24 protein-coding genes and 3 pseudogenes are annotated in these 26,560 nt (G+C 69.3%); 15 read left to right on the top strand and 12 right to left on the bottom strand.

Going from position 1 to position 26,560, the window contains the following annotated elements; genetic code table 11:
* Nucleotides 1-659, bottom strand: a 659-nt coding sequence (locus ACYVE9_RS02480; protein WP_461026016.1) for an ROK family protein, incomplete at its 3' end; no start/stop codon positions are given.
* Nucleotides 660-1,018: 359 nt separating this feature from the next.
* Here ACYVE9_RS02480 and ACYVE9_RS02475 point away from each other — a divergent pair.
* The 5 genes from ACYVE9_RS02475 to ACYVE9_RS02455 all read left to right on the top strand — a co-directional run bounded on the left by ACYVE9_RS02475 (nucleotide 1,019) and on the right by ACYVE9_RS02455 (nucleotide 7,911).
* Nucleotides 1,019-2,332: an ABC transporter substrate-binding protein gene (locus tag ACYVE9_RS02475; protein ID WP_461026015.1), complete on the top strand. Its 1,314-nt coding sequence runs from the start codon at nucleotides 1,019-1,021 to the stop codon at nucleotides 2,330-2,332.
* A 129-nt stretch (nucleotides 2,333-2,461) separates the two neighbouring features.
* Complete coding sequence (locus tag ACYVE9_RS02470; RefSeq protein ID WP_461026014.1) at nucleotides 2,462-3,427, top strand: carbohydrate ABC transporter permease; 966 nt, start codon at nucleotides 2,462-2,464, stop codon at nucleotides 3,425-3,427.
* Nucleotides 3,428-3,510: 83 nt separating this feature from the next.
* Nucleotides 3,511-4,311 (top strand): carbohydrate ABC transporter permease, encoded by an 801-nt coding sequence (locus ACYVE9_RS02465; RefSeq protein ID WP_461026019.1) that lies wholly within the window; start codon nucleotides 3,511-3,513, stop codon nucleotides 4,309-4,311.
* A gap of 71 nt (nucleotides 4,312-4,382) precedes the next feature.
* The gene (locus ACYVE9_RS02460) at nucleotides 4,383-6,860 is read left to right on the top strand and encodes a glycoside hydrolase family 2 protein (protein ID WP_461026013.1); all 2,478 of its coding nucleotides are present in this window, start codon (nucleotides 4,383-4,385) and stop codon (nucleotides 6,858-6,860) included.
* A 40-nt stretch (nucleotides 6,861-6,900) separates the two neighbouring features.
* Nucleotides 6,901-7,911 carry a LacI family DNA-binding transcriptional regulator gene (locus ACYVE9_RS02455; RefSeq protein WP_461026012.1) on the top strand — a complete coding sequence of 337 codons (1,011 nt, stop codon included), beginning with the start codon at nucleotides 6,901-6,903 and terminating at the stop codon, nucleotides 7,909-7,911.
* 291 nt (nucleotides 7,912-8,202) lie between these two features.
* On the opposite strand, the gene ACYVE9_RS02450 is transcribed toward ACYVE9_RS02455, so the two are convergent.
* The 3 genes and pseudogenes from ACYVE9_RS02450 to ACYVE9_RS02440 form a co-directional block, all read right to left on the bottom strand.
* Nucleotides 8,203-9,210 (bottom strand): glycosyl hydrolase, encoded by a 1,008-nt coding sequence (locus tag ACYVE9_RS02450; RefSeq protein WP_461026011.1) that lies wholly within the window; start codon nucleotides 9,208-9,210, stop codon nucleotides 8,203-8,205.
* Between the two features lie 4 nt (nucleotides 9,211-9,214).
* Nucleotides 9,215-9,826, bottom strand: a pseudogene (locus ACYVE9_RS02445) (transposase); the annotation flags it as partial.
* On the bottom strand, nucleotides 9,730-10,110 hold the full coding sequence (locus ACYVE9_RS02440) for a transposase (protein WP_461026010.1): 381 nt from the start codon (nucleotides 10,108-10,110) through the stop codon (nucleotides 9,730-9,732). The pseudogene ACYVE9_RS02445 and the gene ACYVE9_RS02440, both read right to left, overlap by 97 nt.
* 388 nt (nucleotides 10,111-10,498) lie before the next feature.
* Here ACYVE9_RS02440 and ACYVE9_RS02435 point away from each other — a divergent pair.
* The 3 genes and pseudogenes from ACYVE9_RS02435 to ACYVE9_RS02425 all read left to right on the top strand — a co-directional run.
* Nucleotides 10,499-11,098, top strand: a pseudogene (locus tag ACYVE9_RS02435) (transposase); the annotation flags it as partial.
* A 631-nt stretch (nucleotides 11,099-11,729) separates the two neighbouring features.
* Complete coding sequence (locus ACYVE9_RS02430; protein ID WP_461026009.1) at nucleotides 11,730-12,779, top strand: terpene synthase family protein; 1,050 nt, start codon at nucleotides 11,730-11,732, stop codon at nucleotides 12,777-12,779.
* A gap of 186 nt (nucleotides 12,780-12,965) precedes the next feature.
* Nucleotides 12,966-13,813, top strand: a protein-coding gene (locus ACYVE9_RS02425) for an IS5 family transposase (RefSeq protein WP_461026008.1) whose coding sequence is annotated in 2 segments (ribosomal slippage) — nucleotides 12,966-13,283 and nucleotides 13,286-13,813 — 846 coding nt in all. Because the reading frame shifts where the segments join, the coding sequence is not laid out codon by codon here.
* Between the two features lie 187 nt (nucleotides 13,814-14,000).
* Here ACYVE9_RS02425 and ACYVE9_RS02420 read toward each other — a convergent pair.
* Together ACYVE9_RS02420 and ACYVE9_RS02415 are read right to left on the bottom strand one after the other, a co-directional pair.
* Nucleotides 14,001-15,206: a globin domain-containing protein gene (locus tag ACYVE9_RS02420; protein WP_461026007.1), complete on the bottom strand. Its 1,206-nt coding sequence runs from the start codon at nucleotides 15,204-15,206 to the stop codon at nucleotides 14,001-14,003.
* Nucleotides 15,207-15,642: 436 nt separating this feature from the next.
* Nucleotides 15,643-16,611 carry an AraC-like ligand-binding domain-containing protein gene (locus ACYVE9_RS02415; protein ID WP_461026006.1) on the bottom strand — a complete coding sequence of 323 codons (969 nt, stop codon included), beginning with the start codon at nucleotides 16,609-16,611 and terminating at the stop codon, nucleotides 15,643-15,645.
* Between the two features lie 477 nt (nucleotides 16,612-17,088).
* Here ACYVE9_RS02415 and ACYVE9_RS02410 point away from each other — a divergent pair, with 477 nt between their 5' ends.
* The 3 genes from ACYVE9_RS02410 (at nucleotide 17,089) to ACYVE9_RS02400 (ending at nucleotide 19,798) form a co-directional block, all read left to right on the top strand.
* A complete protein-coding gene (locus ACYVE9_RS02410) occupies nucleotides 17,089-17,553 on the top strand; it encodes a hypothetical protein (RefSeq protein WP_461026005.1) in 465 nt (154 codons plus the stop codon).
* A 461-nt stretch (nucleotides 17,554-18,014) separates the two neighbouring features.
* Nucleotides 18,015-18,848, top strand: coding sequence for a metallophosphoesterase family protein (locus ACYVE9_RS02405; protein ID WP_461026004.1), 834 nt, complete (start codon nucleotides 18,015-18,017; stop codon nucleotides 18,846-18,848).
* Between the two features lie 446 nt (nucleotides 18,849-19,294).
* On the top strand, nucleotides 19,295-19,798 hold the full coding sequence (locus tag ACYVE9_RS02400; protein ID WP_461026003.1) for a hypothetical protein: 504 nt from the start codon (nucleotides 19,295-19,297) through the stop codon (nucleotides 19,796-19,798).
* A 237-nt stretch (nucleotides 19,799-20,035) separates the two neighbouring features.
* Here ACYVE9_RS02400 and ACYVE9_RS02395 read toward each other — a convergent pair whose 3' ends face one another.
* Both ACYVE9_RS02395 and ACYVE9_RS02390 read right to left on the bottom strand, forming a co-directional pair.
* Nucleotides 20,036-20,227, bottom strand: a complete 192-nt coding sequence (locus tag ACYVE9_RS02395) for a DUF397 domain-containing protein (RefSeq protein ID WP_461026002.1) — start codon at nucleotides 20,225-20,227, stop codon at nucleotides 20,036-20,038.
* The gene (locus ACYVE9_RS02390) at nucleotides 20,224-21,105 is read right to left on the bottom strand and encodes a helix-turn-helix domain-containing protein (RefSeq protein ID WP_461026018.1); all 882 of its coding nucleotides are present in this window, start codon (nucleotides 21,103-21,105) and stop codon (nucleotides 20,224-20,226) included. The genes ACYVE9_RS02395 and ACYVE9_RS02390 overlap by 4 nt, the downstream gene beginning before the upstream one ends.
* A 208-nt stretch (nucleotides 21,106-21,313) precedes the next feature.
* On the opposite strand from ACYVE9_RS02390, the gene ACYVE9_RS02385 reads away from it, so the two are divergent.
* From ACYVE9_RS02385 to ACYVE9_RS02370, 4 genes are all read left to right on the top strand, one after another.
* On the top strand, nucleotides 21,314-21,784 hold the full coding sequence (locus tag ACYVE9_RS02385; RefSeq protein WP_461026001.1) for an ATP-binding protein: 471 nt from the start codon (nucleotides 21,314-21,316) through the stop codon (nucleotides 21,782-21,784).
* Between the two features lie 97 nt (nucleotides 21,785-21,881).
* Nucleotides 21,882-22,181 (top strand): NIPSNAP family protein, encoded by a 300-nt coding sequence (locus ACYVE9_RS02380; protein WP_461026000.1) that lies wholly within the window; start codon nucleotides 21,882-21,884, stop codon nucleotides 22,179-22,181.
* Nucleotides 22,182-22,204: 23 nt separating this feature from the next.
* Complete coding sequence (locus ACYVE9_RS02375; protein WP_461025999.1) at nucleotides 22,205-22,507, top strand: DUF2399 domain-containing protein; 303 nt, start codon at nucleotides 22,205-22,207, stop codon at nucleotides 22,505-22,507.
* A 53-nt stretch (nucleotides 22,508-22,560) separates the two neighbouring features.
* Nucleotides 22,561-23,220 (top strand): phosphatase PAP2 family protein, encoded by a 660-nt coding sequence (locus tag ACYVE9_RS02370; RefSeq protein ID WP_461025998.1) that lies wholly within the window; start codon nucleotides 22,561-22,563, stop codon nucleotides 23,218-23,220.
* A gap of 22 nt (nucleotides 23,221-23,242) precedes the next feature.
* On the opposite strand, the gene ACYVE9_RS02365 is transcribed toward ACYVE9_RS02370, so the two are convergent.
* The 4 genes and pseudogenes from ACYVE9_RS02365 to ACYVE9_RS02350 all read right to left on the bottom strand — a co-directional run.
* Nucleotides 23,243-24,592: a glutamate-1-semialdehyde 2,1-aminomutase gene (locus tag ACYVE9_RS02365; protein WP_461025997.1), complete on the bottom strand. Its 1,350-nt coding sequence runs from the start codon at nucleotides 24,590-24,592 to the stop codon at nucleotides 23,243-23,245.
* 6 nt (nucleotides 24,593-24,598) lie between these two features.
* Complete coding sequence (rfbC, locus tag ACYVE9_RS02360; protein WP_461026017.1) at nucleotides 24,599-25,150, bottom strand: dTDP-4-dehydrorhamnose 3,5-epimerase; 552 nt, start codon at nucleotides 25,148-25,150, stop codon at nucleotides 24,599-24,601.
* A gap of 26 nt (nucleotides 25,151-25,176) precedes the next feature.
* Nucleotides 25,177-26,445 (bottom strand): polysaccharide pyruvyl transferase family protein, encoded by a 1,269-nt coding sequence (locus ACYVE9_RS02355; protein ID WP_461025996.1) that lies wholly within the window; start codon nucleotides 26,443-26,445, stop codon nucleotides 25,177-25,179.
* Nucleotides 26,442-26,560: pseudogene (locus ACYVE9_RS02350) on the bottom strand (glycosyltransferase family 2 protein); the annotation flags it as partial. The gene ACYVE9_RS02355 and the pseudogene ACYVE9_RS02350, both read right to left, overlap by 4 nt.

The raw sequence follows: 26,560 nt of genomic DNA, 5'->3' as shown, positions 1-26,560 counted from the left end.
GCGGCCGGGTCACAGGCTCGGGCCGCTGTCGCGACCGCCGCCGCGTCCGCCGTCGCAGGCGGCTGCCAGCCGAGTGAGAGCGCGTGCCGGGTGATGGCCGGACCGCTGGCGATGCCTTCCAGGCAACCGCTCGCGCCGCACGGGCAGGGTTCGCCGTCGAAGTCGACGCTGATGTGGCCGAGGTGACCGGCGTTGCCGGTGAGGCCGTGGCGCACTTGGCCGTCGAGAACCAGGCCGGCGCCCACGCCCGTGGACACGACCAGGCACAGTGCGTCCCCGTGGCCGCGTGCGGCACCGTGGCGGTGCTCGGCTGCGGCCATCGCCACCGCGTCGCCCGCCAACACGACGGGTCTGTGCGCCAGTGCCGGATGCGCGCTGACGGACTCGACGAGCGGGAAGTCGCGCCAGGCGGGGACGTTGACGGGGCTGACGGATCCGCGCGCCAGGTCGACCGGGCCGGCGCTGCCGATTCCCAGCGCGCGGACGTCCTGCCACAGCGGGTCGGCAGCCAGGGCGTCCACCACCTGGTACACGGCGTCGAGGAGGGTGTCCGCGGATTCCTGCGCCGGGGTGGCGCGGCGCACGTGGCGGACGAGGGCGCCGGCTGTGGTGACCAGCGCACCCGCGATCTTGGTCCCTCCGATGTCGAGGGAAGCCATCAGGACATCGTCCGGGGCTGAGACGGCGCGTTGACGACTACTCATGGTGATCGTTCTCCGAAGGGTGACGTGTGCGGCCGGGTCGAGAGACCGCCACATGTGAGCACGACTTTGACAACGTTGTCCACGGCTTTCGCGCGTCTCCTTCGGGCAGGGTCGCCGGGCCGGGCACATTTAGTCATGGTTTAGTAAATGGCCAGTTCAGAGGCCTGAGAATCAGCAAAATGGATCTAGACCGGTCTATGGACACCACCGCGAAGTTACGTCTACGTTGAGCGCTCATCAGGCCGGGGGCTCGGTGCCCACCGCGGCGTCACGCCTGGCCTGGCATCAACGGTTCGCGATGAGAGGTGGCGGGGATGCGGAGAAGTCGTGTGGTTCTTGTGGCTGCGATCATGGTGGCGGCCACGGCCTGTAGTGGCCGGGCGGGCGAGGAGCGTGGCGAGATCGCCGCCCTGCCGAGTGACCCGGCGAAGGTGTCCGGAGAGATCACCGTGCTGACCAACAGGACGGACCAGATATCCGACGGCACGCTGAAGAAGTACGCCGCGGAGTTCCGCAAGGTGTACCCGGGTGTGAAGGTCAAGTTCGAGGGTCTGACCGACTACGAGGGCGAGACCAAGATCCGGATGAACACCGACAAGTACGGTGACGTCCTGCTGATCCCCAACTCCCTGTCCGTCGAGCAGTACCCCACCTTCTTCGCCCCGCTGGGCGAGGCGGACGAACTGTCGGCGAAGTTCGACTACACCGACCACGCCACCGTGGACGGTCAGGTCTACGGCCTGGCCAACATCGGTGTGGCCAACGGATTCGTGTACAACAAGGCGGTCTGGACGAAGGCCGGCATCACCGACTGGCCCGCCACGCCGGGGGAGTTCGTCGCGGACCTGGAGACGATCAAGGCGAAGACGGGCGCCGTCCCGTACTACACGAACTACAAGGACGGCTGGCCGCTGACCAACTGGACGAACGCCATCGGTTCTCCGGAGTGCGATCCCGGTGCCCACGACGCGCTCGCGACGACCGAGAAGCCCTGGACCGAGGGGTCGGACCTGTACACGATCGACAAGCTGCTCTACACGATCGCCGAGAGGAAGCTGATCGAACCCGACCCCACCACGACCAACTGGGAGGACTCCAAGGCGCAGATCGGGACCGGCAAGGTCGCCTCGATGTGGCTCGGTTCCTGGGCGATCTCCCAGATGCGCGCCGCGGCGGAGGCGGCGGGCGAGAACCCCGACAACATCGGGTTCATGCCGTTCCCCGCGCAGAAGGACGGGAAGTTCTGCTCCGTCCTTCGTCCCGACTACCAGTACGCGGTCAACGTCCACTCCGACAAGAAGGCCGCCGCCCGCGCGTGGATCGACTGGTACATCACCAAGTCCGGTCAGGCCGCCGCCGAGGGATCCATCTCCTCCGTGAAGGGCACCCCGCTGCCCGACACCTTGAAGGAGTTCACCGACAACGATGTCACCACGATTCAACAGCACCAGGAGAACCGTGCCGAGGTCAACGAGATCGACAAGGCGTCGGAGATCGGGATCACCGTGCAGGACTACCGGCAGAAGCTCGTCGATGTCGCGCGCGGCGCGGCCGACGGGGACATGGACAGCTACTTCGACGAACTGAACGGCAAGTGGTCCGAGGCACAGCGGACTCTCGGCGGCTGATCGCACCACGGCCCGGCGACACCGCTCGCAGGACCCGTCCCGGGCCCACCGGGACTCCGTGCGCCCATCGCCCACCGTGCCGTCGCGCTCCGTACGCCTGACCGGGAACCCACCACGAGGAACCACGAGATGACCGCTGTCCAGAAGACCCGCGTCGCGGCGCAAGCCGTCGGCCGGCGAAGTGCGCCGCCTCCCGAGTCCGACGCCGGCCGGCCCCGCACCGGCAGGCGCCGCAGTACCGCCGTCCTGACCCCCTGGCTCTTCCTCGCGGCGCCCCTGACGCTGCTGGTGATGTTCACCTACCTTCCGGTGGCCGACATGATCGGTTACAGCTTCACCGACTGGGACGGCGTCAGCCCTGAACGCTCCTACGTGGGCGTGGAGAACTACACCGACATGGTCACGCGGCCCGCCCGGTTCGAGGTCTTCCTCGTGAGCGGCTTCTACCTGGCGGCGTCCCTCGTGCAGATCGCTCTGGCCCTGTACTTCGCGACGGTCCTCAGCTTCAGCACCCGGTTCCGCAACCTGTTCAAGGGCCTGTTGTTCTTCCCCTACCTGATCAACGGGGTGGCCGTCGGATTCGTGTTCCTGTACTTCTTCCAGCCCGACGGCACCCTCGACACCCTGCTGCGCCTGATCGGCGTGGACGGCACGCACCTGTGGCTGGGCGACCCGGACCTGGCCAACCCCTCACTCGCCGGGGTGTCGGTGTGGCGGTTCATGGGGCTGAACATGGTCCTCTTCCTCGGCGCCATCCAGTCGATCCCGCCGCACCTGTACGAGGCGGCGCAACTGGACGGAGCGAACCGCTGGCAGCAGTTCCGGCACATCATCGCGCCCGGCATCAAGCCCATCATCAGCCTGAGCTTCACCCTCGCCGTGTCCGGCTCCCTGGCCGTCTTCGAGATCCCCTACATCATGACCGGCGGCGCCAACGGCACGGAGACGTTCGTCATCCAGACGGTCAAACTCGCCTTCCAGTTCGACAAGGTCGGCCTGGCCTCGGCCTCGGCCGTCGTGCTGCTGATCCTCATCCTGCTGATCACCTGGGTCCAGCGCCGGCTGGTCCCCGAGGAGAGGGTGGAACTGTCGTGACCACCGGCACCACCACAGGCATCACCGTCCCCGCCCGGCGTCCGGGCCGCGACCGCGGCGTCTCGTCCCGGGCCGTCGTCGTCCTGAAGTACCTGTCCCTGCTGCTGGCGTCGGCCGTGGTCCTCGTGCCGCTGGGCGTCGTCGTGCTGACCTCGCTCAAGACGCGGTCGGAGATAGTGAACAACGGTCCGCTGTCGCTGCCCGGCGACTGGGCCAACTTCGCCAACTACGCCACCGCCTTCGAACAGGGCGCGATGTTGCAGGCGTTCGGCAACACGGCGCTCATCCTCGTGGTCTCCACGGCCGGGACGGTGCTCATCGGCTCGATGACCGCGTACGCCATCGACCGGTTCCGGTTCCGGCTGAAGAAGGTGGTCGTGGGCCTCTTCCTGCTGGCCACGCTGGTTCCCGGGGTGACCACACAAGTCGCCACCTTCCAGGTGATCGACGATCTGGGCGCCTTCAACACGCGCTGGGCACCCATCCTGCTCTACACCGGAACCGACATCGTCTCCATCTACATCTTCCTGCAGTTCATCCGGTCGATACCCCTCTCCGTGGACGAAGCCGCGCGCATCGACGGCGCCAACTCCTGGACGATCTACCGGAAGATCATTCTCCCGATGCTGCGGCCGGCCATCGCCACCGTCGTCATCGTCAAGGGCATCGCCGTCTACAACGACTTCTACGTGCCCTTCCTCTACATGCCCGACCCCGAACTCGGCACCATCTCCACCGCGCTGTTCCGCTTCAAGGGCCCCTTCGGCGCCCAGTGGGAGACCATCTCCGCCGGCGCGATCCTGGTGATCGTGCCCACCCTGATCGTCTTCCTGGCGCTGCAGCGCTTCATCTACAACGGCTTCGCGGCAGGTTCCAGCAAGTGACCCGCCCGCCTATCGCGTCCCGCACCGCATCGTGCACCGCGTCCCGCACCACGTCTCACGAGGAGTTCCGCATGAAGGTCCGCACCCCGCTCTCCCAGGGCTGGACGCTGCGCCTGAACACCGACCGCCACACCCCCGAGCAAGCGCCCCCGGGGCTGGCCGGGGTCGCTGTGCCGGCGCGGGTGCCCGGCTGCGTCCACACCGACCTGATGGCGGCGGGCCTGCTGGCCGACCCCTACCTCGACCGCAACGAGGACGAGGCGGCGTGGGTGGGCCGTGCCGATTGGACGTACACGACGGAACTGCCCCGGCACGACGGCGCCTTCGAACGCGCCGACCTGGTCTTCGACGGTCTGGACACGGTCGCGGCCGTCCATGTCGACGGCCGGCTGCTGGGCCGCACGCGCAACATGCACCGCTCCTACCGGTTCGACGTCACCGAGCTGCTGACGGACGGGCCCGCGCCGCTCGAGGTCGCCTTCACCTCCGCCTACGTCGAGACGGAGGCGGTGCGCGCAGCGCTGGGGGAGCGGCCCAACTCCTACTCCGAGCCGTTCAACCACATCCGCAAGATGGCCTGCTCCTTCGGCTGGGACTGGGGCCCCACGCTGGTCACGGCCGGCGTGTGGCGCGAGGCGCGGATCGAGCAGTGGTCCACGGCCCGGCTCGCCGCGGTCCGTCCGCACGTCACCGTCGCCGAGGACGGCACCGGCGTCGCCGAGCTAGTCGTCGACCTGGACCGGACGGCGACCGGAGGTGACCGAGCCCTGCGGCTGGTGGCGGCGATCGGGGACGCGTCCACGGAGATCACCGTCGCCCCGGGGCAGAACACCGCCACGCTGACGGTACGGGTCCCGGACGCGGCACTGTGGTGGCCGCGCGGCTACGGTGACCAGCCGCTGTACGGCTGCACAGTCGTTCTGAGCGAGGGCGACGGCGGCCAGGCGCTGGACACGTGGGAGCGACGCGTCGGCTTCCGCACGATCGAACTCGACACGTCCGCGGACGAGCACGGCAGCGCCTTCACCCTGCTGGTCAACGGCACCGCCGTCTTCGCCCGAGGCGTGAACTGGATACCCGACGACGTCTTCCCCAGCCGCGTCACCCCCGACCGCTACCGCGCCAGGCTCACCCAGGCCGCCGACGCGGGCGTGGACCTGGTGCGGGTGTGGGGTGGCGGGATCTACGAGGACCGGGCCTTCTACGACACGTGCGACGAACTGGGCCTGATGGTCTGGCAGGACTTCCTGTTCGCCTGCGCCGCCTACCCGGAGGAGCAGCCGCTGCGCTCCGAGATCGAGGCCGAGGCGAGGGAGAACGTGGTCCGGCTGATGCCCCACCCGTCGCTGGTCCTGTGGAACGGGAACAACGAGAACCTGTGGGGCTTCGCCGACTGGGAGTGGGAGCAGGCCCTTGCCGGCGACTCCTGGGGGGAGGGCTACTACCTCGGTCTGCTGCCGCGCGTCGTGGCGCAGACGGACCCGACCCGCCCGTACTGGGCGGGCAGCCCCTGGTCGGGATCGTGGGACCACACACCCAACGACCCCGACCACGGCACCGCGCACTCCTGGGAAGTGTGGAACCGCCGTGACTACAGCGACTACCTCGCCACCGTGCCGCGCTTCGTCGCCGAGTTCGGCTGGCAGGCGCCGCCGGCTCTCGCCACACTCGAACGAGCCCTTTCCGAAAGGCCGTTGACCGCCGACTCTCCCGGCATGCTGCACCACCAGAAGGCGGAGGACGGCAACGACAAGCTGAACCGGGGGCTCGCCCCGCACTTCACGGAACCGGCCGACTTCGACACCTGGCACTACCTGACCCAGCTCAACCAGGCGCGGGCCGTCGCCGCAGGCGTCGAGCACTGGCGCTCCCACTGGCCCCGCTGCGCGGGCACCGTCCTGTGGCAGCTCAACGACTGCTGGCCGGTCACCTCCTGGGCGGCGATCGACGGTGACGCCCGGCTCAAGCCCCTCTACTTCGAGATGCGCCGGCTCTACGCCGACCGGCTGCTGACGATCCAGGACCGCGACGGCGAACTCGTGCTCGTGGGCTGCAACCAGGGGGCGGCGGTCTGGGACACCACCGCGACGGTCCGCCGGATCGGCGCGGACGGCACGGTGCTGGCGCACGCCGAGATCGCTTTGAAGGCCGCGGAACGGGAGGTGGCGCTGGGTGGGCTACCGGAGTCGGTCACCCGGTTCGGCGACGTGCGCCAGGAGTTCCTCGTCGCCGACGCGGACGGCCTTCGGGCGGTGCACTTCCCCTGCCCGGACCGGGAGTTCGCCTACCCCGCCGCGTCCTACGAGGTCCGTGTGATCCCGGACGGCGAGAACGACGCGCTGATCACGGTCACGGCCGGCACGCTCGTACGGGACCTGCTGCTCCAGGCGGACCGACTGGACGCGCACGCCGGCACCGACCACGGGCGGGTGACGCTCCTGCCCGGCGAGCACACGACGTGGCGGGTCACCGGCTGGCCACAGCCCGATGCGGACGCCGCCCGCGCGGCGCTGTACTGCGTCAACGGAGGCGGAGAAGTCCGTGATTGAGCGAAGGGCACGCCGGCGCGGGCGCGTCACGATCACTGACGTGGCCGCCCGGGCCGGTGTGTCCCGCGGCGCGGTGTCCCTGGCCTTCAACAACCGGCCTGGCGTGTCGGAGGCCACGCGTGAGCGCATCATGGCGGCTGTGGTCGAGTTGGGCTGGGTGCCGAACCAGGCCGCGACCAAGCTGTCGGGTTCAGCTACCGGCGCGGGGGACACCGTCGGCCTGGTCATCGCCCGCCCGGCGCGGCAGCTCGGGCTCGAGCCCTTCTACATGGAGTTCGTCTCCGGGGTCGAGTCCGTTCTGGAGGAGCAGGGGTGTTCGCTGCTGCTGCACCTCGTGCGGGACACCGACCGGGAGATAGCCGTCCACCGCCAGTGGTGGCAGTCCCGCCGGATCGCCGGCTCCATCCTGGTCGACATCCGGCAGGACGACCCCCGGATCACCGCACTGGCGACGATCGGGCTGCCGGCCGTCGCGGTCGGCCACCCGTCCCTGACCGGCGACTTCACCTCGGTGTGGACCGACGACGAGGCCGCGGTGCACGAGGCGGTGCGTTACCTCGCAGCCCTCGGGCACCGGCGGATCGCACGGGTGGGCGGTCACCCGACGCTCGGCCACACCGTGATCCGTACCGCCGCACTCGACGCGATCGTGGCGGAACTGGGCCTGGAACCGGCCCGCAGCCTCACCACCGACTACTCCGGGGAGCAGGGCGCAAGGGCCACCCGGTCACTGCTCGCCTCCCGGGAGCGACCCACGGCGATCATCTACGACAACGACATCATGGCCGTCGCGGGTCTGTCCGTGGCCGCCGAGATGGGCCTGAGCGTGCCGAAGGACGTCAGCCTGATCGCCTGGGACGACTCCCAGCTGTGCCGGCTCACGCATCCGAACCTGTCCGCCATGAGCCACGACGTCTTCGGCTTCGGCGCCGACGTCACCCGTCGGCTGTTCGACGTCGTGCACCGCCGCAATCCCTCCTCGGGTCCCGCCGCGACACCCGTCCTGCTGCCCCGCGGCAGCAGCGCGCCCCCGCAGGACACCACCGGCTGACGTGAAGAACCACCGCACCGGTGGTCCGGGCCCGGGCCGCACTCCGCGCCCGGGTCCACCTCGTGCTGCTCTCCCGTTGCCAACCCGGCGCCGAAAGGGCAGGGGTCCCGGCGAGCGGATGTCGCCGGCACCAGCCGCGGCGCCGAGCCGCCGCGGCTGGCACGTACGCACGGTGGACGGCGCCGGGCACACCGTCCACCGTGACGATCCGGCCGGGTTCCTCCGGGGGCTGCGCGGCCGGCGCCGACGGGTACCGTCGGCAGACTCAGCCACGCAGCTCCCGGGCCGGCGTCAGGACAGCACCACTTCACCCTGGTTCAGCACCCGGGGGTGGAAGTACGCCGACTGGATCTCGGCGTTCGTGTTGTTTCCTCGCAACTGTTCGGACCACATCATGAACCACGCCCACCTGGTCTGGCTGTCGAGCAGCGCGGCGTCCGGTATCTTCCCCATCTCCCCGAGGGCCATGGGTTTTGTCCCCGCAATGCTGCGCATCTGCTGGTAGTCGGCGGAACTGGGGTGGTTTTTGTACCAGACGTCCAGTGAGACGACATCCACGTACTGGTTTCCCGGGTAGTAGTTGCTCCAGCCGCCCGCCGGATTGTCCTGCACGTTCCACACCCAGATCAGATTGTCCAGCCCTTTCGTCTCGGCGAGGTAGTCACGGGTGATCTGGTAGAGCCGCGCACTGCCGTTCGCGCCGGGACGGTTTCCCCACCAGTTCCACGATTCGTTCATCTCGTGCAGTGGTCGGAAGAGGACCGGGACGCCTGCGTTCTCGAGTTGCTGGAGGTAGGGGACGACCTCGTTGAGGCGCCGCTTCCAGGCGTTGTTCAGCGTGCTTCCCTCGGTGATGATCTGTGAGAACTGGGCGTCGGAGATGTTCGACTTCACACCGCCTTCGAACGCGCAGGTGCTTCCGCCTGTCGGTGGGCAGACGTGCCAGGTGAGGCTGACCAGCGTGCCGTTCGCCCACTCGGTCCTCGCCTGGTCGACCACCCGCTGGCGGTTGGCCACGTCAGGGGCGTTGAACATCAGGTCACCGCCCCACAGGCCGGGGTACTGCCCGGTCACGTCCTTGACCTGTTGCGTGTACTGACCGGGTGCGGAAGCCGGCTCCTTGTTGTGCTGCCCGGAGACCACGGAGTTCCCAGAAATGGAGCGGAGATAGTTCAGCACCGTCTGCTTGGGGGAGGGGGGAAACGCCTGCGCGGATTCCGTCGCAGGCCAGAAAAGGACCGCCGCGGCGACGGCTGCGACAGCCGTGACGAAGGCGACGCAGTGCCTTGTTCTTCTCATGGGCATTCCAGCTTTCATGGTCGAACCGAATTGGCTTCGCCATCAAGGTGGCCGCTGCGGAGAGGGTCGTCAATGGGGTGCGTCGCCTCATGTTCCTACGAGCTCGTAACACGATGATGATTGTGCCTTCTTGAGGCGTCTGTAGCAGATGAGACTGCAGGCGAGGGAGACGAAGGCGTTTTCGTGGAGTTCGGTGCGGCGTTCCCAGCGGACGGCCAGTCGTTTGAACTGGTGGAGCAGGGCGAAGTTCTGCTCGACGACGCAGCGGAGCCTGCCCATGCCTTTGGATGTTCGGGGAGCCCTTGCGGGAGATGACGGGCAGGACCCGGCGCTTGCGGAGCTCGTCACGGTTGGAGTCGTAGCCCTTGTCGCCGAGCAGGGCGTCGGGACGTCTGCGGGGGCAGCCGGGGCGGCCGGCGACGGGTGGGATGCCGTCGATGAGGTCGAGTGTCTGGGTGACGGTGTTGACGTTGGCCGCGGTGGTGATGGCCTTGAGCGGGGTGCCGCGTCCGTCGCAGATCAGGTGGTGTTTGCTGCCCGTCTTGCGCCGGTCGACCGGCGACGGACCGGTGTCGGCACCCCCTTTTTCGCCTGGATGTGGGAGCCGTCCACGCATGCCCTGGACCAGTCGAGCTCGCCGGCGGCGTTCAGCTCCGCGAGCAGGACCTGGTGGAGCCGGTCGAAGACGCCGGCCTCCTGCCAGCGCACCAAGCGGCGCCAGCAGGTCTGTCCAGAGCCGAACCCCAGTTCCGGTGGCAGGAGTTGCCAGGCGATGTCGTTGTGCAGCACGTACAGGATGCCCTGCAGGCACAGCCGGTCCGGCACCGGACGCGGCCCCGGCGACCGCTCAGGCCAGGGCGGCAGCAACGGCTCGATCAGAGCCCACAAGTCATCGTCCACAATCCAAGGCCGTGTACTCACACACCCCGAACGGCCGAATCCTCACATCGGTCACGCCCGACCAGGGCAAGTTCACAAGATCGTGTTACGAGCTCGTAGGGTTCCCCGCGGCTGCCGGACTCCAACAGTTCTGGGTTTTCGGGGGCAAACGCCTGGCAGAGCATGGCAGTCATCTGCGGGGTACGGACGGCGCGGGCCGGCCAGGTGCGGTCCGACGCCTCGATGAGGCGCGTCGGCCTGCTGGTCAGCCGGCGCTGTGGCCTCGTCGGGATGACGCCGTCCGGCGGAGGCGTCGAGCCAGTTGCGGCGGGCCCACGGGCCACCTTCCTCCGCCACCGAACCCAGACCCACCGCACCTGGCTCCGCGCCAACGAAGAACGCTCCCGGCGAGCAGATTCACCAGGCCGTACTCAAGGTCCCCGCCCCGGCCTGGAGGGCAGCGGTCGAGCCCGGCGGCGCGATCCGGGACGGGGCCTGGGTCGCCGAGATCACCGGCGACTGCCTCAAGGGCCGACCGAAGGGGATGCGGCTGATCGTCCGCATGGAACGGACCCACCCCGGCGCCGAGTTGAGCATCACCGACGCTCACGGCCTGCGGCTGACCTGCTTCGCCACGAACACCACCGGCATGCCGATCGCGGCACTGGAGCTGCGGCACCGCCAGCGAGCCCGAGCCGAGGACCGCATCCGGGCCGCGCGGGCCACCGGCCTGCGCAACCTGCCCCTGCACGACACCGCACAGAACCAGATCTGGCTGGAGATCGTCCAGCTTGTGCTCGACCTGCTGGCATGAATGCCCGTGCTCGCTCTGACCGGCAAAACCCGCAGGTGGGAGCCCCGACGTCTCCGGCTCCGCCTCTTCTCCGCCGCAGCCCAGATCACCACCACCGCCCGCCGCCGGCACCTGAGATTCGCACACCACTGACCCTGGACCGACGTCATCACCGACGCCCTGGCACGACTCGAAACTCTCCCGAACCCCGGCTGACCAGCGCGTTCCCGTCCCTGCAACCAGCACCACCCGACCGGAGCCGTGGAACCCGGCGCCCACCCGACGCGACAGCCGGGCCATCAGCGCGCCCACCACCGACTCGAACAACCGAAACGCCCGCCGAATAGACCGACTGACCGCCACGAAAGATCGCGGCTGGTGTGTAAGTTCACAAGCGTTCAACACGTTCAGGGTGCCGCCGTTGGCAGGAGGTTCTTCTCACCCCGGTGTGCTGATTTCATGGAGGTACGCATTACGTTCAAGGCGCAGTGGACGAACCGGCGAGGGACGCATGCACCAGGAAACTCACTTTGATCTGCCCTCCCCGCCCGCTGCCTGCGACATCCGTGCAGCGTGTGCCCGTTACTTGGAGTGGGGCTGGCGCTTGGGTTCCCTCCGCGGAGGTAGGATTTTCCGGGGTCTTTCAGGGGAGCCGTTGACACCGGCCATCGGGTTCCATTCACGACCGTCCGCGCCAGCCGTGACCAGACCTTCAACTCCTCCGCATGGAGAGTGCCCTGGAACAGACGGTTCGACGGACGGTCCACTCGGACATCATTCGAAACTTTCGCCGCCCTCCGGTAGCACGAGCTGTACGCCACGCCCTCCGTGACGAAGGAAATATCCTATGGCCAACGAGATGATCTCTAGGTCCCTCTACCGGGAAAACACTCCGAAGGCCGACACGGGGGTGACACAACCGGAGATGCCTGTCAGCCTTCGGACCTGGCCCTTTGATATGCCATTCGTTTCCCGCCGCAGCCCCGCTGTGGACCAAGTGGCCGCATGCAGTCGGGAATGGGTTCAGCGGATGGGTCTAGCCGTCGATGAGTCGGACCTACGTCGGCATGACCGTCACGGCATGACTCTGTTCGCCTGTATGAACTACCCCGATGCTGCGGTTGAGGGCCTGAATCTCATCGGTAACTGGGTTTCCTGGTGGGCGATTTGGAGTGATTTACTCGATGACCCAGATTTCCTACACGAGCCGGGCCGAGCGGAATCCTTCTTCGCCTCTCTTGCTCATGTCCTCGCGCCATCCCGAGCCCCGGGTACAAATAACTCGACCGATCCGCACATCACCGCATTCACCGACCTATGGCACCGTTGGTGCCAGGGTATGTCCCCCTCCTTCATTACCCGTACCAAGAGCAATTGGGCTGACTGGTTCGACTCCTATCTCACACGCTGCGAACAGCGGCGAGCGGGACGCATTCTCGGGGTCGACGCGTACCTGGCCCTCCGCGATCTGACCGGGGCGGTCCGGCTGGAAATGGACGCCGTGGAACGGGTCGGTGGCTACGAAGTCCCCGCCGACCTGCTGGAGTGCGGCCCGCTCCGTACCATGCGCGTGGCGACCACACGTGTGGTCAGTATCACCCAGGACGTCCAGTCCCTCACCAAAGAGGAAGCTGCCGACGATCAGCACAACTTCGTGCTCGTCCTGCAACACCAGGACGGCCTCACCCGCGATCAGGCCCTCCGGCTGATTCACGCCAGAATTCGCCACTACACGGACTCCTTTCTTGCCCAGGAAAGCGAGCTGCCCAGTTTACTGGACGCCCTTTCCATGCCGGTCGAGAACCGCGCAGTGATCTATCGATATGTCCACGACCTGCGCTCGTTAATGCGTGGCGGCTACGACTTTTGCTCCGTCTCCCGGCGGTACCAACTGTAGCTTTACGAATGGTCTGGAACGCCACCTCCGGCTCGCATTCGGTCACCATTTGAATATTCGCGTGGCAGGTAGGCTGCGTGGGGCTGTAAAGCGTTCGGCTCTATCACGTAAGAGCTCGTAACACGATCTTGTTGAAGTGTGCTGGTTGGCCGTGACCGGTGTGACGAGTCGGCCGTTCGTGATGGTGTGAGTACTCGGCCGTGGATCGTGGACGACGACTTGTGGGCGCTGATCGAGCCGCTCCTGCCGCCTTGGCTGGAACGGTCTCCAGTGCCTCGGCCGGTGCCGGACCGGCTCTGTCTGCAGGGCATCCTGTTCGTCCTCTACAACGACATAGTCTGGCAACTCCTCCCCCAGGAGCTGGGCTTCGGCTCGGGTCAGACGTGCTGGCGCCGGCTGGACCGGTGGCAGAAGGCAGGAGTCTTCGACCGGCTGCACCGGGTCCTGCTCGCCGAGCTGAACGCGGCCGGAGAGCTCGACTGGTCGCGGGCCTGCGTGGACGGCTCCCACATCCGGGCGAAAAAAGGGGTGCCGACACCGGTCCGTCGCCGGTCGACCGGCGCAAGACCGGCAGCAAGCACCACTTGATCTGCGACGGCCGAGGCACCCCGCTCAAGGTCATCACGACCGCGGCGAACGTCAACGACGTCACCCAGACCCTCGCCTTGGTCGACGGCATCCCGCCCTTCGCGGGCCGCCCCGGCCGGCCTCGTCGCCGACCAGACGCCCTGCTCGGCGACAAGGGCTGCGAGTCCAACCCGAACCGGAACGCGCTGCGCGAGCGCCGGATCCTGCCTGTCATCTCGCGCAAGGGATCACCCAACATCAAGAGCATCGGCAAGCTCCGCTGCGTCGTCGAGCAGACCTTCGCCCTGCTCCACCACTTCAAACGCCTCGCCGCCCGATGGGAACAACGCACCGAACTCCACGACGCCTTCGTCTCCCTCGCCTGCAGCCTCATCTGCTACAGACGCCTCAAGAAGACCCAGTCACGATCGTGTTACGAGCTCTACGCTGCGGGATCTTTTGCTTAACGTTTCCTGAACGCCGTGGAGATGGGGGCCGTTTATGCTCTTTCCGTCTTTCGTGCCGCAGTCCACCGGCCCGGGCGTTCCCGAATGCCCGGGCCGGTGGCGGAGGCTTCTCCGACCCGGGGTGCCTGTAGCCCGTGCGGGCCGACCTCGCGGCGGGCCGGCCTCGTCGCGTGGGGCACCTGAAGGCTCAGCCTTCCGTGTGGGCCAGCCACAGGTCGGGGCCGAAGACCTCGTAGCGGATGCGGCGGGCCGGGAAGCCCGCCTGGAGCAACTGGGCGCGGACGGCCCGCATGAAGGGCAGCGCACCGCACAGGTAGACGTCGGCGTCGACGGGAAGGTCCAGCCCCTTCAGGTCCATCAGGCCGCTGCGGGCGCCGGGCTCGGCGGCGGCGTCCTCCTCGTACCAGAACTCCGCCCGGGCGCCCGGCAGTCGGCCGACGAGGCGGCGGGTGTCCGCACGCAGGGCGTGGTCGGACGGAGAGCGGTCGGCGTGCAGCACCGTGACCGGGCGGGCGGATCCGGTCCCCACGAGGTGTTCGAGCATGCCGACCATCGGGGTGCAGCCGATGCCGGCCGAGACCAGCAGCACCGGGCTGTCGCCCTCGCCGAGGACCACGTCGCCGAACGGAGCGGACAGGGCGAGTTCGTCACCGGCCCTGACGGTGCGGTGCAACCGGTTGGAGACCTCCCCCTCGGGGGCGTCGGCCGCACTCGTGACCCGCTTCACGGTGATACGGCGCAGCCGGTCGCCGGGGGCGCCCGACAGGCTGTACTGGCGCACCTGGTGGACGCCGTCGGCCATCAGCACCCTGACGCTGACGTACTGGCCGGCGCGGGCGGCCGGCACGGCGTCCTCGTCGGCCGGGCGCAGCAGGAAGGAGACCGCGTCGGGAGTCTCCTCGCGCCGCTCCACCACCGTCCACTGCCGCCACGGGTGACGGGGGTCGACCTGGGACTCCTGGTAGAGGCGGGCCTCCATCGCGATCAGGGCGCCGGCCATCAGCCAGTACACCTCGTCCCACGCGGCGGCCACCTCCGGTGTGACCGCGTCGCCGAGTACGTCGGCGATGGCACGGAAGAGGTACTTGTGGACGACCGTGTACTGGTCCTCGGTGACACCGAGTGCGGCGTGCTTGTGGGCTATCCGGGACAGCAGCGCGTCCGGTCGGGCGTCGGGGTCGGCGAGCAGTGCCTGTGCGAAGGCCGCGATGGAACCGGCCAGAGCACGGCTCTGGCCCCCGCTGGCCTGGTTGCCGCGGTTGAACAACCCGTCGAGCAGCTCGGGCTGTTCGGCGAACATGGTGCCGTAGAACCGCTCGGTGATCTCGTCCAGGGCTCCGCCGACGGCAGGCAGGGTGGTGCGGACGACGGTGGCCGACTCGGGCGAAAGCATGGGTCTCCTCAGCAAGCGTGGCGCAAGGGGAACTGTGCTCACCATCGTGGCTGGAAACCGACCGGACCGGAGGGGCCGATCGGCCCCTCCGAGCAGGCCGATCGGCCTGCTCGAAGAGGGCCGATCGGCTCGGGTGCGCCGCATGGCCTGGGCGTCAGGAGCGGCCGGTGCCCCGGACACGGGTGGCCTGCCGCGCGTACCGACCGGCCGGGGCGGGGGAGGGTCAGGTCCCCGGCTGGTGCCCGTGGACGTGCACGTCGTCGCCGTCCCCCAGCAGCGCCCCCGCAGCACTCGCGGTACTACGGGTGCCGCGGTACAGCGGGTGCGAGGTCGGTTGATGAGGGAGCGCAGGGCCGCCGGTTCCGGTCGGCGCACGTCCCGGAAGCGACGTGGCGGCCGTGTGGCCCGGAGACGGTGGGCGTGACGCGCGGAGTCGTCACGCGGAGGAGCGGCGGTGGTTCTGGTCGCGCCAGGCCCGGGGAGAAACGCCGTACGCGTGCTTGAACACCTTGCTGAAGTGGGCCGCGTTCACGAAGCCCCAGCCCCGCCCTATCGCCGCGATGCTCCTCAACCGCCCCTTCGGACCGGCGAGTTCGCGCTTGCATTCGGCCAGGCGGCGCGCGCGAATCCAGTCGCCGAGGCTGATGCCGGAATGGGACAGCACCGCGTAGAGGTGTCGTACGGAGATGCCGTGAGCTGAGGCGATCTGTGCCGCCGACAGGCCGGGATCAGCCAGATGCTCCCGGATGTAGTGAGTGATCCGCAGGCTGAGTGTCGCCTCCAGCGACGCCTTGGCCGGACCGGGGTCGCCACGTTGGGAGACCAGGACGGCGCGGAGCAGTTCGACGCTGGGATCCACGACGGACTCGGCGTGCACGCTCCGGTGTACCTCCTCGCTGACGGCCAGTTGGGAGAAGTAGTGGTAGGCGAGACGTGCAAGTGGGTTGCCGGATCCCAGTGTGACCGTGGTGGTGTCCCGCAGGACCCGGTCGGGCAGGGCGAGTGCCGCGAGGGGGAAGCGTAAGAAGTGGTGGTCGACTCCCTCCTCGAAGAGAAGCGTGTAGGGAGCGTTCGACTGGAAGACGGCGAACTCGCCCGGATGCAGCACGCATTGGCGACCGTTCTGTGCTCCCATGCTGGTGCCCGCCACCTGCAGGCTGAGGAAGAGGGACGGCTCCTCGTCCTTCCGGACCAGATGCTCGGTCCGGCGGAGAGTGGCCGCGCTCGCACGGGCGGAACAGATCCTCAGAGGGCCGACGGTGCTTATCTGCATCCGCGCGGAGATGTCCTCGGCCGGAGCACGGTGGTCGATGTCGACCACCACCACGGATTCCCACACCGCGTGCCGGATCACTTCCTCCCGGTCCCGCGGCGGTATGAACGCGGTGTCCAGGGTCGGGCTCACGGGGCAGTCCTCTGCCGGCACAGGCCGTGCGGTCGGCCCGGCACCACCTCGGCTCGTCGCCGCACAAGCCCCCCTCGACAGGACGGTTCCCGGCATCAGTCTGGAGGACTCCCACCCGCTGTGCAACGGCTCTGACGGGCAGTTCTCCGCTGGGAGTTCGCCCTCTCGGAGGGCGAGCCGACGGTTCAGCGCCACTGGCAAAGTTCCCTGCACGAGCGACACATTTCCGAGCCCTCGATGACCCTAGGGTCCATGACCGAGGCCGACACCGGCCTCGGCTGCACAGGTGTGATCGACGGATGGTCGTCGACGATCCGGCAGCCTCCCCGCAGCGGGTCTTCACGAGCCCGGGGAGGTCGAGGCCGGACCTGTGTGGTGGGGGGCAGCAGTCCTGGCATGCACCGTGCGGTCCTGGTGACCGGGTGGATGTCCGGCGCGGCGTCCCGGAACCTACCGTCTGCAGGAATGGGAAGCTCGATGTCGCTGAAGACCAGACTCACCGCATCTCTGTTCGCCGTGGGTGTCGCCGCTGCCGCGCTGCCCCTGGCCGCCTCGCCTGCGCAGGCCGCCAGCATGCACGGCTGCAAGTACCCGAACGTCTGCCTGTACAAGGGGTCCTACACGTCCGGCTCCATCTGGGGCCGGTACCAGGACCCGGGCTACCAGTCCATGCCGAGCGCCTACCGGAACGTCACGGACGCGGTGGTCAACACGCGCAACGACGACTCCGTCTGGCTGCTCGACACCGGCCCGTCCCCCGACCGGTACATCTGCATCCCGCGGAACACCGCCGTGAACCTCGGGGCCTACGCCCACCCCAATGGAGGCACGTGGGCGAACGACGTCGACGTGATCAACATCTGGCAGCCGTCGGACAACGGGCTGTGCAGCGGTACCACCCAGGTGCGACAGGGCAGCAAGCCTGACGGCTGGCGCCCCTGAGCCTGACGCTCGGCGTCGCGGGTCACTCGACCTAGCGAGTTCCCCAGGGGCGCCGAACTCCCCGGGCCCCCGGTCCGTCGGGGACCACGGGCCGGGAAGCGGGTCCGACCGCACGGAGCAGGAGAACCAGGGGAACGCCGTCCTGCTCCGTGCGGTGGCCTGAACGCGGGAGTGGAGGTCCGGGCCCGCCCGGGGCACGTTCCGGGAGCGCCGCACCTCAGCGGGGCACTCCGCCGGCGCCGGGCGGTCCCGCGTCGCAGCCCTCGTCGACCAGGGTGCCAGGCGGCCCGGGCCGCCGGGTTCGGGGCACGTAGAGTGGGAGGCCGTGTGTCGCTCCGCGTCGCGAGGCGGAGCGCCGGGACACGACATGCACAGGGCAGCGTGCCGAGGGAAGACGGACGGGGAAGCGGCGTGTACGACGACGGACAGCCCGGCCACCACGAGGCGACGAGGACGCTGAGGTGAGCCTGTTCGCCATCAGCGACCTCCACGTTCGCTACGCCGAGAACCGTGACATCGTCGAGGGTCTGCGACCGGAGTCGGACGACGACTGGCTGGTGGTCGCCGGAGACGTCGCCGAGACCTTCGAGGACGTCGTCTGGGCGCTCAGCACCCTGAACGACCGCTTCGCCAAGGTCATCTGGACTCCCGGCAACCACGAACTGTGGACACCGCCGAACGACCCGGTCCAACTCCGGGGCGAAGAACGCTACCTGCACCTGGTCCAGACCCTGCGCGGTCTCGGAGTGGTCACGCCCGAGGACCCCTACCCGGTGTGGCAGGGCCCTGGCGGGCCGGCCGTGGTCGCGCCGCTGTTCGTGCTCTACGACTACACGTTCCGGCCCGAAGGCACGTACGGCAAGGAAGGGGCGCTCAGCGTCGCCCACGACGCGGGCGTGATCGCCACCGACGAGTACTTCCTGCACCCGGACCCGTACCCCAGCCGCGAGGCGTGGTGCCAGGAACGACTGGCCTACACCCGCTCGCGACTGGACCGGCTCGACCCCGCTCTGCCCACCGTGCTCGTCAACCACTTCCCGCTGGTGCGTGAGCCCACCCGCATCCTGCACTACCCGGAGTTCGCGCTGTGGTGCGGCACGGAGGCCACGGCCGACTGGCACGTGCGGTACCGCGCGACCGCCGTCGTCTACGGGCATCTGCACATTCCGCGCACCATCGAGTGCGACGGGGTGCCGCACCGCGAGGTGTCGCTCGGATACCCGCGTGAGTGGCGCAGCCGCCCGTTCGCCCCCGCCGGACTCTGCCGCATCCTCCCCGAGCCGGGCGGGCGGTGACCGCCGTCGTCGGCAGGCGCGGGCTGCTCGCCCGGTTGCTCCCCGACGACGTGGTGGCCGGTGCACCGCCCACAGGCGCATCGGCCGAGCTTCTGGTACCCGATATGCACGCCTCCGGACCGGCGTTGAGCCTTTCGCCCGCTCAGCTCAACCGCTTGCGAGCTCGACGACGCTGGAGCTGGGCGGGCGGTGATGTCACGCACGCGTTGTTTCCGTCACGGTTGAAACGCGGGAGGGCTGGAACTTCAAGCGGATTGTTCCGCTGCTAGCCAAGGGTTGTGCCGTCTGGCACCGCTCTGGAACGTGTGGTCGGCTGAGCGATCGAGGTGGGGTTCGGTGACAGCCTGGTCTTGTCTGACCTGGGCTGACAGTGGGAGCGCCCCTGCCTCAGAAGCACCCATCGGCTTCGATAGTCTGCGCCAGTGGCTGACGCTTCGCTGAGATTCATGATCGACGCCGATCATGGGCAGTTCTACGTCCAAGACCTTGATCCCTATGACGCGTGGCTCGCCGAGCACGCGATGGACCCGGACCTGGCGCCCGCGGGCTGGACGGACGAAGCGGTCTACGTCCACCGCATCGGTGTTGAACCGCACTCGATCTCTGTCGGCACAGCTCGGGACGGCATCGTCGAGTCACTGATCACTGTTCACGCTTCCGCGCCGACGACTGACCCGGCGGCCGAGCACATCGTGGAGACCGAACTTGACGTGCCAACCGGTCAGCTCACCATGTCCAGCCCAGGGACCGATCCTGCCGACGGGCCGAGCCTGACTGTTCCCGCTGGATTGCTACGCGCTCGGGTCTCTTACGTCCCGGCCGGACCACCACCGGTCGGCACTGACGGACGTCCCGGTGACCACTTCCTGTATCAGCTGGATCTTTGGCCCTCCGACCGCGAGTACGGGCTCGTCGTTGTCAGGCAAGGGCCGGAAATCTGGGCAGGGTAGGTCCTCCTGCACCGCTCGCCCGTCGGCTTGGTGTGCCATGGGGCGACTACATGCTCACGTTCTTATGCGGGCCAGCCCTTCGCCTCCGCTAGGGCAGGGAGTGGTACGGCGAGTACGACGGCGAGTCGAGAGTGCGGAAGGTGCGTGGTCGCAAGGCCGCGACGAAACAGAAGGCGTCGGACGTGGAGCAGGCGCGACGTGTTCGGTGGGGCAGCGAAGGGCTGCCCCACCGGTGGGTCACACGCGTGAGTCGGCGGCCAGCGTCGTGAACGCCGACCAGGCGTCGCGGGAGACAGCCAGGGACGGCCGCTCGGTGTCCTTCGAGTCGCGGACAAGGACGACGTTGGCCCGCATGGCGACCTCAACGCAGTTGTCGCCACCCCCGCCGCTGTAGCTGCTCTTGAACCAGACCAGCTCGCTGGTGCTCATAGCGCTCCTCGCATCTGCTCCAGCAGGCTCGCCGTGGCGTGATGACTCAGAGCCTGCGAACGCATCCTGCCATAGCGCTGCAGCATGTGACTTACCGATTTCGGGTCACTGATGAGCATGCTGGTCCCGTGGCCCTCAACGTAGCCGACCCAGCGGTGATCGGGTGTCTCCGCAAGGTACATCTCGCCCTCGGAGCCGGAGTGGTCCTCTTGGAGCAGGGGCATGACCTGGATCTCCACGTTGCGGAGACGGCCCGCATCCAGGAGGGTGCTGAGCAGCGCGTACGTGACCTCGGCACCTGCCAGATGGCGGTCCAACAGCGCTTGCTCAATGACGAAACTGAAGGTCGTGTTGGGGCGATCGGCGAGAAGTTCCTGTCGGGCCAACCGCGCCGCTACCTGCCGCTCGGACTGCTCCTCGGTGAGCGGAGGAATGTGCCGATCGAAGAGAGCACGAATGTACGGCTCAGGCTGCAACAGCCCCGGGATCGCTCGGCACTCGTACGCGTACAGCGAGATCGCGTCCTCCTCGATCCCCGCCCACTGCCGGAACCACGACGCCAGTCCCGCCTTTCGCGTGAGGCTCCTCGCCGCCGCACCCAGCACCCGCCCCGCGACCGCCCCCAGTGCCTCCTCGGACCGGTCCAGCAGGTCCCGCGGCGGGAAGCGCTTGCCCTGTTCGATCTTGGCGATGTAGGCGACCGAATACCGCACCAACGGCGCGAACTGCTCCTGGGTCAGGCCGGCTTCCTCTCTCAGTGCCTTGAGCACCGCGCCGAAGGTCTTCAGACTGTCCGACAGCTCGGGCTCACAGTTGCCGCCTCCGCCCCCGCCCTGCCCGGCGCTCCCGCCCGCCCCGCCGCCGTTGCCCGTCGCCATCGCAGCCGCCTTCCCCTGTGCCGCCGGGCCGTACCCGTGCCGGGCCCGGACGCTTGCCGTACCGTGTGCCGCGCGCGCTGCGCCACGCACGACACACCCATCGTCACGCACGGCGACCGACCCGGTCCAGCGAGTCAACCAGTACAGCGTGATCTGTATCAGCGCCGGACCTGCCGACGGTCTCCCCTCTCCGGACAGGGTGATCGTCATGTCAGCCCCACGCGTGCACACCCCCACTCCCGCCGACACGTTCGCGCAGCGCTTCTCCGCCACCCGGCGCGGTGCGCGCCTCGCCCGACTGCTCGCCGCGCACCAACTCACCGCGTGGGGGCATCCGCACGGAACCGAGGCGCACGACACCGTCGTGCTGGTGGTGGCCGAGCTCGCGGCGAACGCCGTCCTCCACGGCCGTGTGCCGGGACGGGACTTCGCCCTGTCCCTGTCCCGTGACGAGAGCCGGGGCGTGCTCCGTGTCGAGGTGACGGACACGCACCCCGCCCGGCCGGCGCGGCTGGCGCCAGGCCCGGACGAGGACGGTGGCCGCGGCCTGCTGCTCGTCGACGCGCTCGCCGCCGACTGGGGCGTACGCGACCGCCTCGGCCCCGGCAAGACGGTGTGGGCGGAGTGCGTCCTCCGCTCTGAGCCGGCGGCGCCCGGTCCGCGCTCACTGACGGAATGATCGCTGCCATCCGGAGTTCGACGGCAGCAGCCGACCCGGCACGCTCCCACGTGATCCGCGTGCCGACTCAGGGCTTCGTCCCGGAAGGAACGTCCCCATGCCCAGGACCACGCAGCTCCGCACGTACACCGTCCGAGAAGGCCTGGTGGACGAGTGGGTCGAGCGGTGGCGCCAGGAGATCGTCCCGTTGCGCCTGGAGTTGGGGTTCACCATCGGGGGAGCGTGGGTCGACCGCGAGCGGAACCACTTCGTCTGGCTGATCTCGTACGACGGCCCCGACACGTTCGCCGAGCGCAACGCCATGTACTGGGAGTCGCCCGCTCGTAAGGCCATGGACCTCGACCCGGACGACTACCTGCTGCACACCGACGACCGCACGGTCGAGGAACGCTACTGAGTCCCCCCGCCGCGCTCACCCTCTTGCGCGGTCTGTCCGCGTGGGGAGTCGGGTTTCTCTACCATGGCGACTTCGATCGGGGCGGTGTGTTGCGCATTGCCGTGGCGCTGGCGGGCAGCGTCCCTTGGCGGCCGTGGCGCTACACGGCCGACCACTACCGGGAGGCGGTGAGCGTGCTGGCCGAAACGCCGTGCCTGACGGGTCCACCCGCCGCTACTCCCGGGGACCCGGCTCTGGCTGAGGCTCTTGCCGAGCGGGGTGTACGGGTCGAGGAGGAAGCGGTGCTGGACGAGCTGCTCGCGGACCTCGGGAAGTGGGTCCGTTGAGCCGCGTCCCGCTCTCGGCAGGGCGAGCGCAACCGCCCGCCCACGGTGGACATGTGGCCGGTCGGCCGGCGGCGTCGCTGCCCCCCGCCCTGCACGCGTGGTTTGGGCTGGCGTCGGGCCTCGCCGCATTGGTGGTCGCCGGGATCGGGGTGCTGTACGCCGGTGACAGCGAACCGGGCTCGGTGGACGCGTGGGTGTGGGCGGTGGTGCACGGCGTGGGGGAGCCGTGGCGGGGCGTCGCGCTGGCTGTGGACTTCCTCGGGGAACCGGTGGGCGCGGCGGCGTTGGTCGTGGCCGCCGTGGCGGGGTGCCTGCTGCTTCGGAGTCCTCGGGCGGCGGTGCTCGTCGTCGTCGGCACCGGCGTTGCCGTGGGGGTGACGAAGCTGGTCAAGCCGCTGGTGGGGCGCACCATCCACGACGGTCACCTGTCCTATCCGAGCGGGCACACCGCCTTTCTCGCAGCGCTCGCCCTCGTCGTGGCGCTGCTCGCGGCCGGCCGGCTCGGTCTCGGCAGGGCGGCCGGAACGTCGCTCGTGCTCGCCTCGGGGCTGGTGGCCGGCGGCGTCATGGGGTGGGCGCAGGTCGCCCTGGGCGCGCACTACCCGACCGACGCGCTCGGCGGCTGGTGCACCGCGCTGGCGGTGGTGCCGGCGACCGCGTGGCTGGTCGACCGGGCGACTGGGCGGCCTGACGTCCAACCCCCGGCCAAGTAAGCACTTTTGACGTCCCACCACGTCACGCCCGGCGACGGAAGGCGGGCTTCACCGCTCGTCCGCCCATCCACGGCGTGGGGTCGGCGGCGTCCAGGGCCTTGCGGTACACCGCGCAGGCGTCGGCCACCACGTCGACGGTGTGATCGATGTCGGCCTCGTCGAGTGCGCTGCTCACCACGAACGACGGGGCCAGCACCCCGCCGGTGAGGAGCCGGCGCAGGAACAGGGTGCGGTACGCCTGGGACGGCTGCAGGTTCTCGTCGAGGGTGGCGAAGACCAGGTTGCTGGCCCGGCCCCGGACGACGACGTGGTCGGCGACGCCCATGGCGGCGGCGGCCTCGCGGACGCCGGCGGCCAGCCGTTCGCCCAGGGTGTGCAGTCGCGCGGTGACGCCCTCCTCGACGTAGGTGGTGAGGACGGCCGTCGCGGCTGCCAGGGAGTGCGTCTCCGCGCCGTGGGTGGTGGAGAGCAGGAACACCCGGTCTCCCGAGTAGCGCAGGCCGCCCTGTTCCATCAGCTCGCGGCGCCCGGCGAGCGCGGCGACGGCGAAGCCGTTGCCCAGTGCCTTGCCGAACGTGGAGAGGTCGGGTGTGACGCCGTACAGGCCCTGGGCGCCCGCCTCGGACCAGCGGAACCCGGTGATCATCTCGTCGAAGACCAGCACGCAGCCGTGCCGGGTGGCCAGCTCCCGCAGTCCGGCGAGGTATCCGGGCGGGGGCTCGGTGTGGGTGGCGGGTTCGAGGATCAGGCAGGCGATCTCGCCCCGGTGCCGGGTGAGTACCTCCTCCGTGGCGGCCAGGTCGCCGTAGGGGAACGTCACGGTCAGCTCGTTGGTCGACTCCGGAACACCGGCGGACATCGGCGTGGTGCCGATGAACCAGTCGTCGGTGGAGAAGAACGGGTGGTCGGCGCAGAGGGCCACACGCGGGCGCCCGGTGGCGGCGCGGGCGAGGCGTACCGCGGCGGTGGTGGCGTCGGAGCCGTTCTTCGCGAACTTCACCATCTCGGCGGTCGGCACCGTCGCCAGGAAGCGTTCCGCTGCCTCGACCTCCACGACGGACGGGCGCACGAAGTTGCTGCCACGGTCGAGTTGGTGCCGGACGGCTGCCAGCACGCGGGGGTGGGCGTGGCCGAGGCTGACCGACCGCAGGCCGGAGCCGTACTCGACGTAGCGGTTGCCGTCGACGTCCCACACGTGGGCACCTCGGCCGTGGCTGATGACCGGGGCCAGGTTCTCCGGGTACTGGTCGTCGCCCTTGGCGTAGGTGTGCGCGCCTCCGGGGATCATGGCGTGCAGCCGCTCGTTCGCCGCCCGGGAGCGGGGGAGCGGCAGCTCCGAACCGTTCTCCTCGGTGTTCCGCGAGGTGTCCACGCGGCCTCAACTCTCCTTCTGCCGCAGGGCGTCGGAGAGGCTCGGTGCCTCCCGGTCCCGCTCGGACATCAAGGTGGCCGGCAAGGGCCAGGGGATGGCGAGCTCCGGGTCGTCGAAGGCGATCGTCACGTCCTCGGCCGGATCGTGCGCGCGGTCGATCCGGTACGAGACGTCGGCGGTATCGGTCAGGGCCTGGAAACCGTGTGCGCACCCCGCCGGGACGTAGAGGGTCGTCTGCGTCTCGTCGGACAGTTCGAAGAAGGCCCGGTTGCGGTAGGTCGGCGAGTCGGTCCGCAGGTCCACGACGACGTCGAAGACCCTCCCGTACGAGCACCGCACGAGCTTGGCCTCGCCGGCGCCGGAGCGCAGGTGCAGGCCGCGCAGCACACCGCGGACCGAGCGGGACAGGCTGTCCTGGACGAAGGCGTCCGGGTCGAGGCCCACCGAGCGGACCACGTCGGCGTCGAAGGTGCGGCAGAAGAACCCGCGTTCGTCGGCGTAGGGGGTGGGTTCGAACAGGTAGGCGCCGGCGATCGCCGGGACCTCGGTGGCCTTCATGGCAGTCGGTTGGGTTCCGGTCGTGTTCATGGGGTCTCCCGCAAGGAGTGGGCGTGGCCGGGCGCCGGAAAGAGGGCGGCTGACAGGGCGGTGAACTGGTCCTCCAGGCGTCGGGCGGCGGCCCGGTTCCGCTCGGTGAGCGTCCGCCGCAGTTCCGCCGATCGCTGCTCCAGCTCCCGGAACTGCGTGAGCAGCAGGTTGACGTCGACCTCGCGCGCCGGGTGGCAGTAGGCGTTCAGGCCCATCTGCGCCATGAGCGCGTCGCTCTTCGCCGCGTAGCTCAGTGCGAGCGTCGGCGTGCCGACCTTCAGCGCGCAGACCAGGTTGTGGTGCCGGGTCGCCACGACGGTGCCGGCAGCCGTCATCTCCTCCATCAGGTCGGCCAGCGAGGCCGCCTCGGCGGCGGTGACCAGCGGCGAGTCCACGGCGTCGAGCACCGCGGCGACCACCGCCTCGTCGGCCCCGTCGCCGGTGACCAGCCGGACCGGTCTGCCGTCCTCGACCAGCGCGCGGACGAAGCGGGTGACGCCGTCGAGGTAGCGCCGGTGGATCTGCTCGGCCCGGGAGCGGTCGTCGTCGCCGCCGTGGAAGTCCATGACACCGACGCAGACCGGGTCCGGCAGCCCCTCTGCGGGGCCCGGCAGTCCTTCCGGGCGCGGGCGCGGGGGAGTGCTCGCCGGAGGCGTCGGCAGGGCGAAGGCGAGGTCGGGGTAGACCTCGTCGCGCGCGGTGTCCACGCCCATCGCCCGCATCGCGTCGCGGGACAGGGCGTCCCGGTACGAACGGTAGGCGGCGAGCCGCGCCGACCAGCGCACCAGGGTCCGGGTCGGCCGGTTGCCGATGGCGGCGGCACCGACGCTGACGAGCGCGACCCGGGTGCGGAACAGCCGGCCGGTCGCGCAGAGCAGGAACAGGGAGTAGGGGAAGCCCCAGGGCCGCAGCGGCAGCGTGGCCTCCAGCACGCCCATGCCCGGCACGATCACCACGTCGTGCCGGCGCACCCAGGCCGCGGTGCGGAAGGCGTCGACGAGCTTGCCCAGGGCCTTCGCCGCGATCGCGCCCGCACGTGACGCGGTCCGGTACTCCCCGCGGTACCAGTGCAGCCGCGTCGCGGGAATGCCGTACCGGGCCGTGACGACCTCGGGTCCGCCGCACAGCGCGTCCACGACCGCCTCCGGCTGCTCGCGCCGGAGGTAACCGAGCACGGCTTCGAGTGAGCCGTCGTTGCCGAGGTTGCCGGAGCCGAGCAGCCCGAACACCCCGACGCGCACCGGCGTTCCGTCCGCGGGTGTCATGCCTGCCGCCCCTCGCGCCCTGCGACGAGCGCGTCGACGGAGACGGTGAGCAGGGCCGGATCGACCGGGGCGCGGTCCTCGACGCGTTCGCCGGCGCCCGGCCGGACCCGGCTGG

This window comes from Streptomyces sparsus (assembly GCF_054776295.1).
This window is presented reverse-complemented; position numbering and strand designations above follow the sequence as displayed.

Coding starts and splice junctions, on each gene's coding strand:
- ACYVE9_RS02475 (WP_461026015.1), top strand. CDS start 1,019: ATGCGGAGAAGTCGTGTGGTTCTTGTGGCTGCGATCATGGTGGCGGCC.
- ACYVE9_RS02470 (WP_461026014.1), top strand. CDS start 2,462: ATGACCGCTGTCCAGAAGACCCGCGTCGCGGCGCAAGCCGTCGGCCGG.
- ACYVE9_RS02460 (WP_461026013.1), top strand. CDS start 4,383: ATGAAGGTCCGCACCCCGCTCTCCCAGGGCTGGACGCTGCGCCTGAAC.
- ACYVE9_RS02450 (WP_461026011.1), bottom strand. CDS start 9,210: ATGAGAAGAACAAGGCACTGCGTCGCCTTCGTCACGGCTGTCGCAGCC.
- ACYVE9_RS02430 (WP_461026009.1), top strand. CDS start 11,730: ATGGCCAACGAGATGATCTCTAGGTCCCTCTACCGGGAAAACACTCCG.
- ACYVE9_RS02420 (WP_461026007.1), bottom strand. CDS start 15,206: ATGCTTTCGCCCGAGTCGGCCACCGTCGTCCGCACCACCCTGCCTGCC.
- ACYVE9_RS02410 (WP_461026005.1), top strand. CDS start 17,089: ATGTCGCTGAAGACCAGACTCACCGCATCTCTGTTCGCCGTGGGTGTC.
- ACYVE9_RS02400 (WP_461026003.1), top strand. CDS start 19,295: ATGATCGACGCCGATCATGGGCAGTTCTACGTCCAAGACCTTGATCCC.
- ACYVE9_RS02395 (WP_461026002.1), bottom strand. CDS start 20,227: ATGAGCACCAGCGAGCTGGTCTGGTTCAAGAGCAGCTACAGCGGCGGG.
- ACYVE9_RS02390 (WP_461026018.1), bottom strand. CDS start 21,105: ATGGCGACGGGCAACGGCGGCGGGGCGGGCGGGAGCGCCGGGCAGGGC.
- ACYVE9_RS02385 (WP_461026001.1), top strand. CDS start 21,314: ATGTCAGCCCCACGCGTGCACACCCCCACTCCCGCCGACACGTTCGCG.
- ACYVE9_RS02380 (WP_461026000.1), top strand. CDS start 21,882: ATGCCCAGGACCACGCAGCTCCGCACGTACACCGTCCGAGAAGGCCTG.
- rfbC (WP_461026017.1), bottom strand. CDS start 25,150: ATGAAGGCCACCGAGGTCCCGGCGATCGCCGGCGCCTACCTGTTCGAA.
- ACYVE9_RS02355 (WP_461025996.1), bottom strand. CDS start 26,445: ATGACACCCGCGGACGGAACGCCGGTGCGCGTCGGGGTGTTCGGGCTG.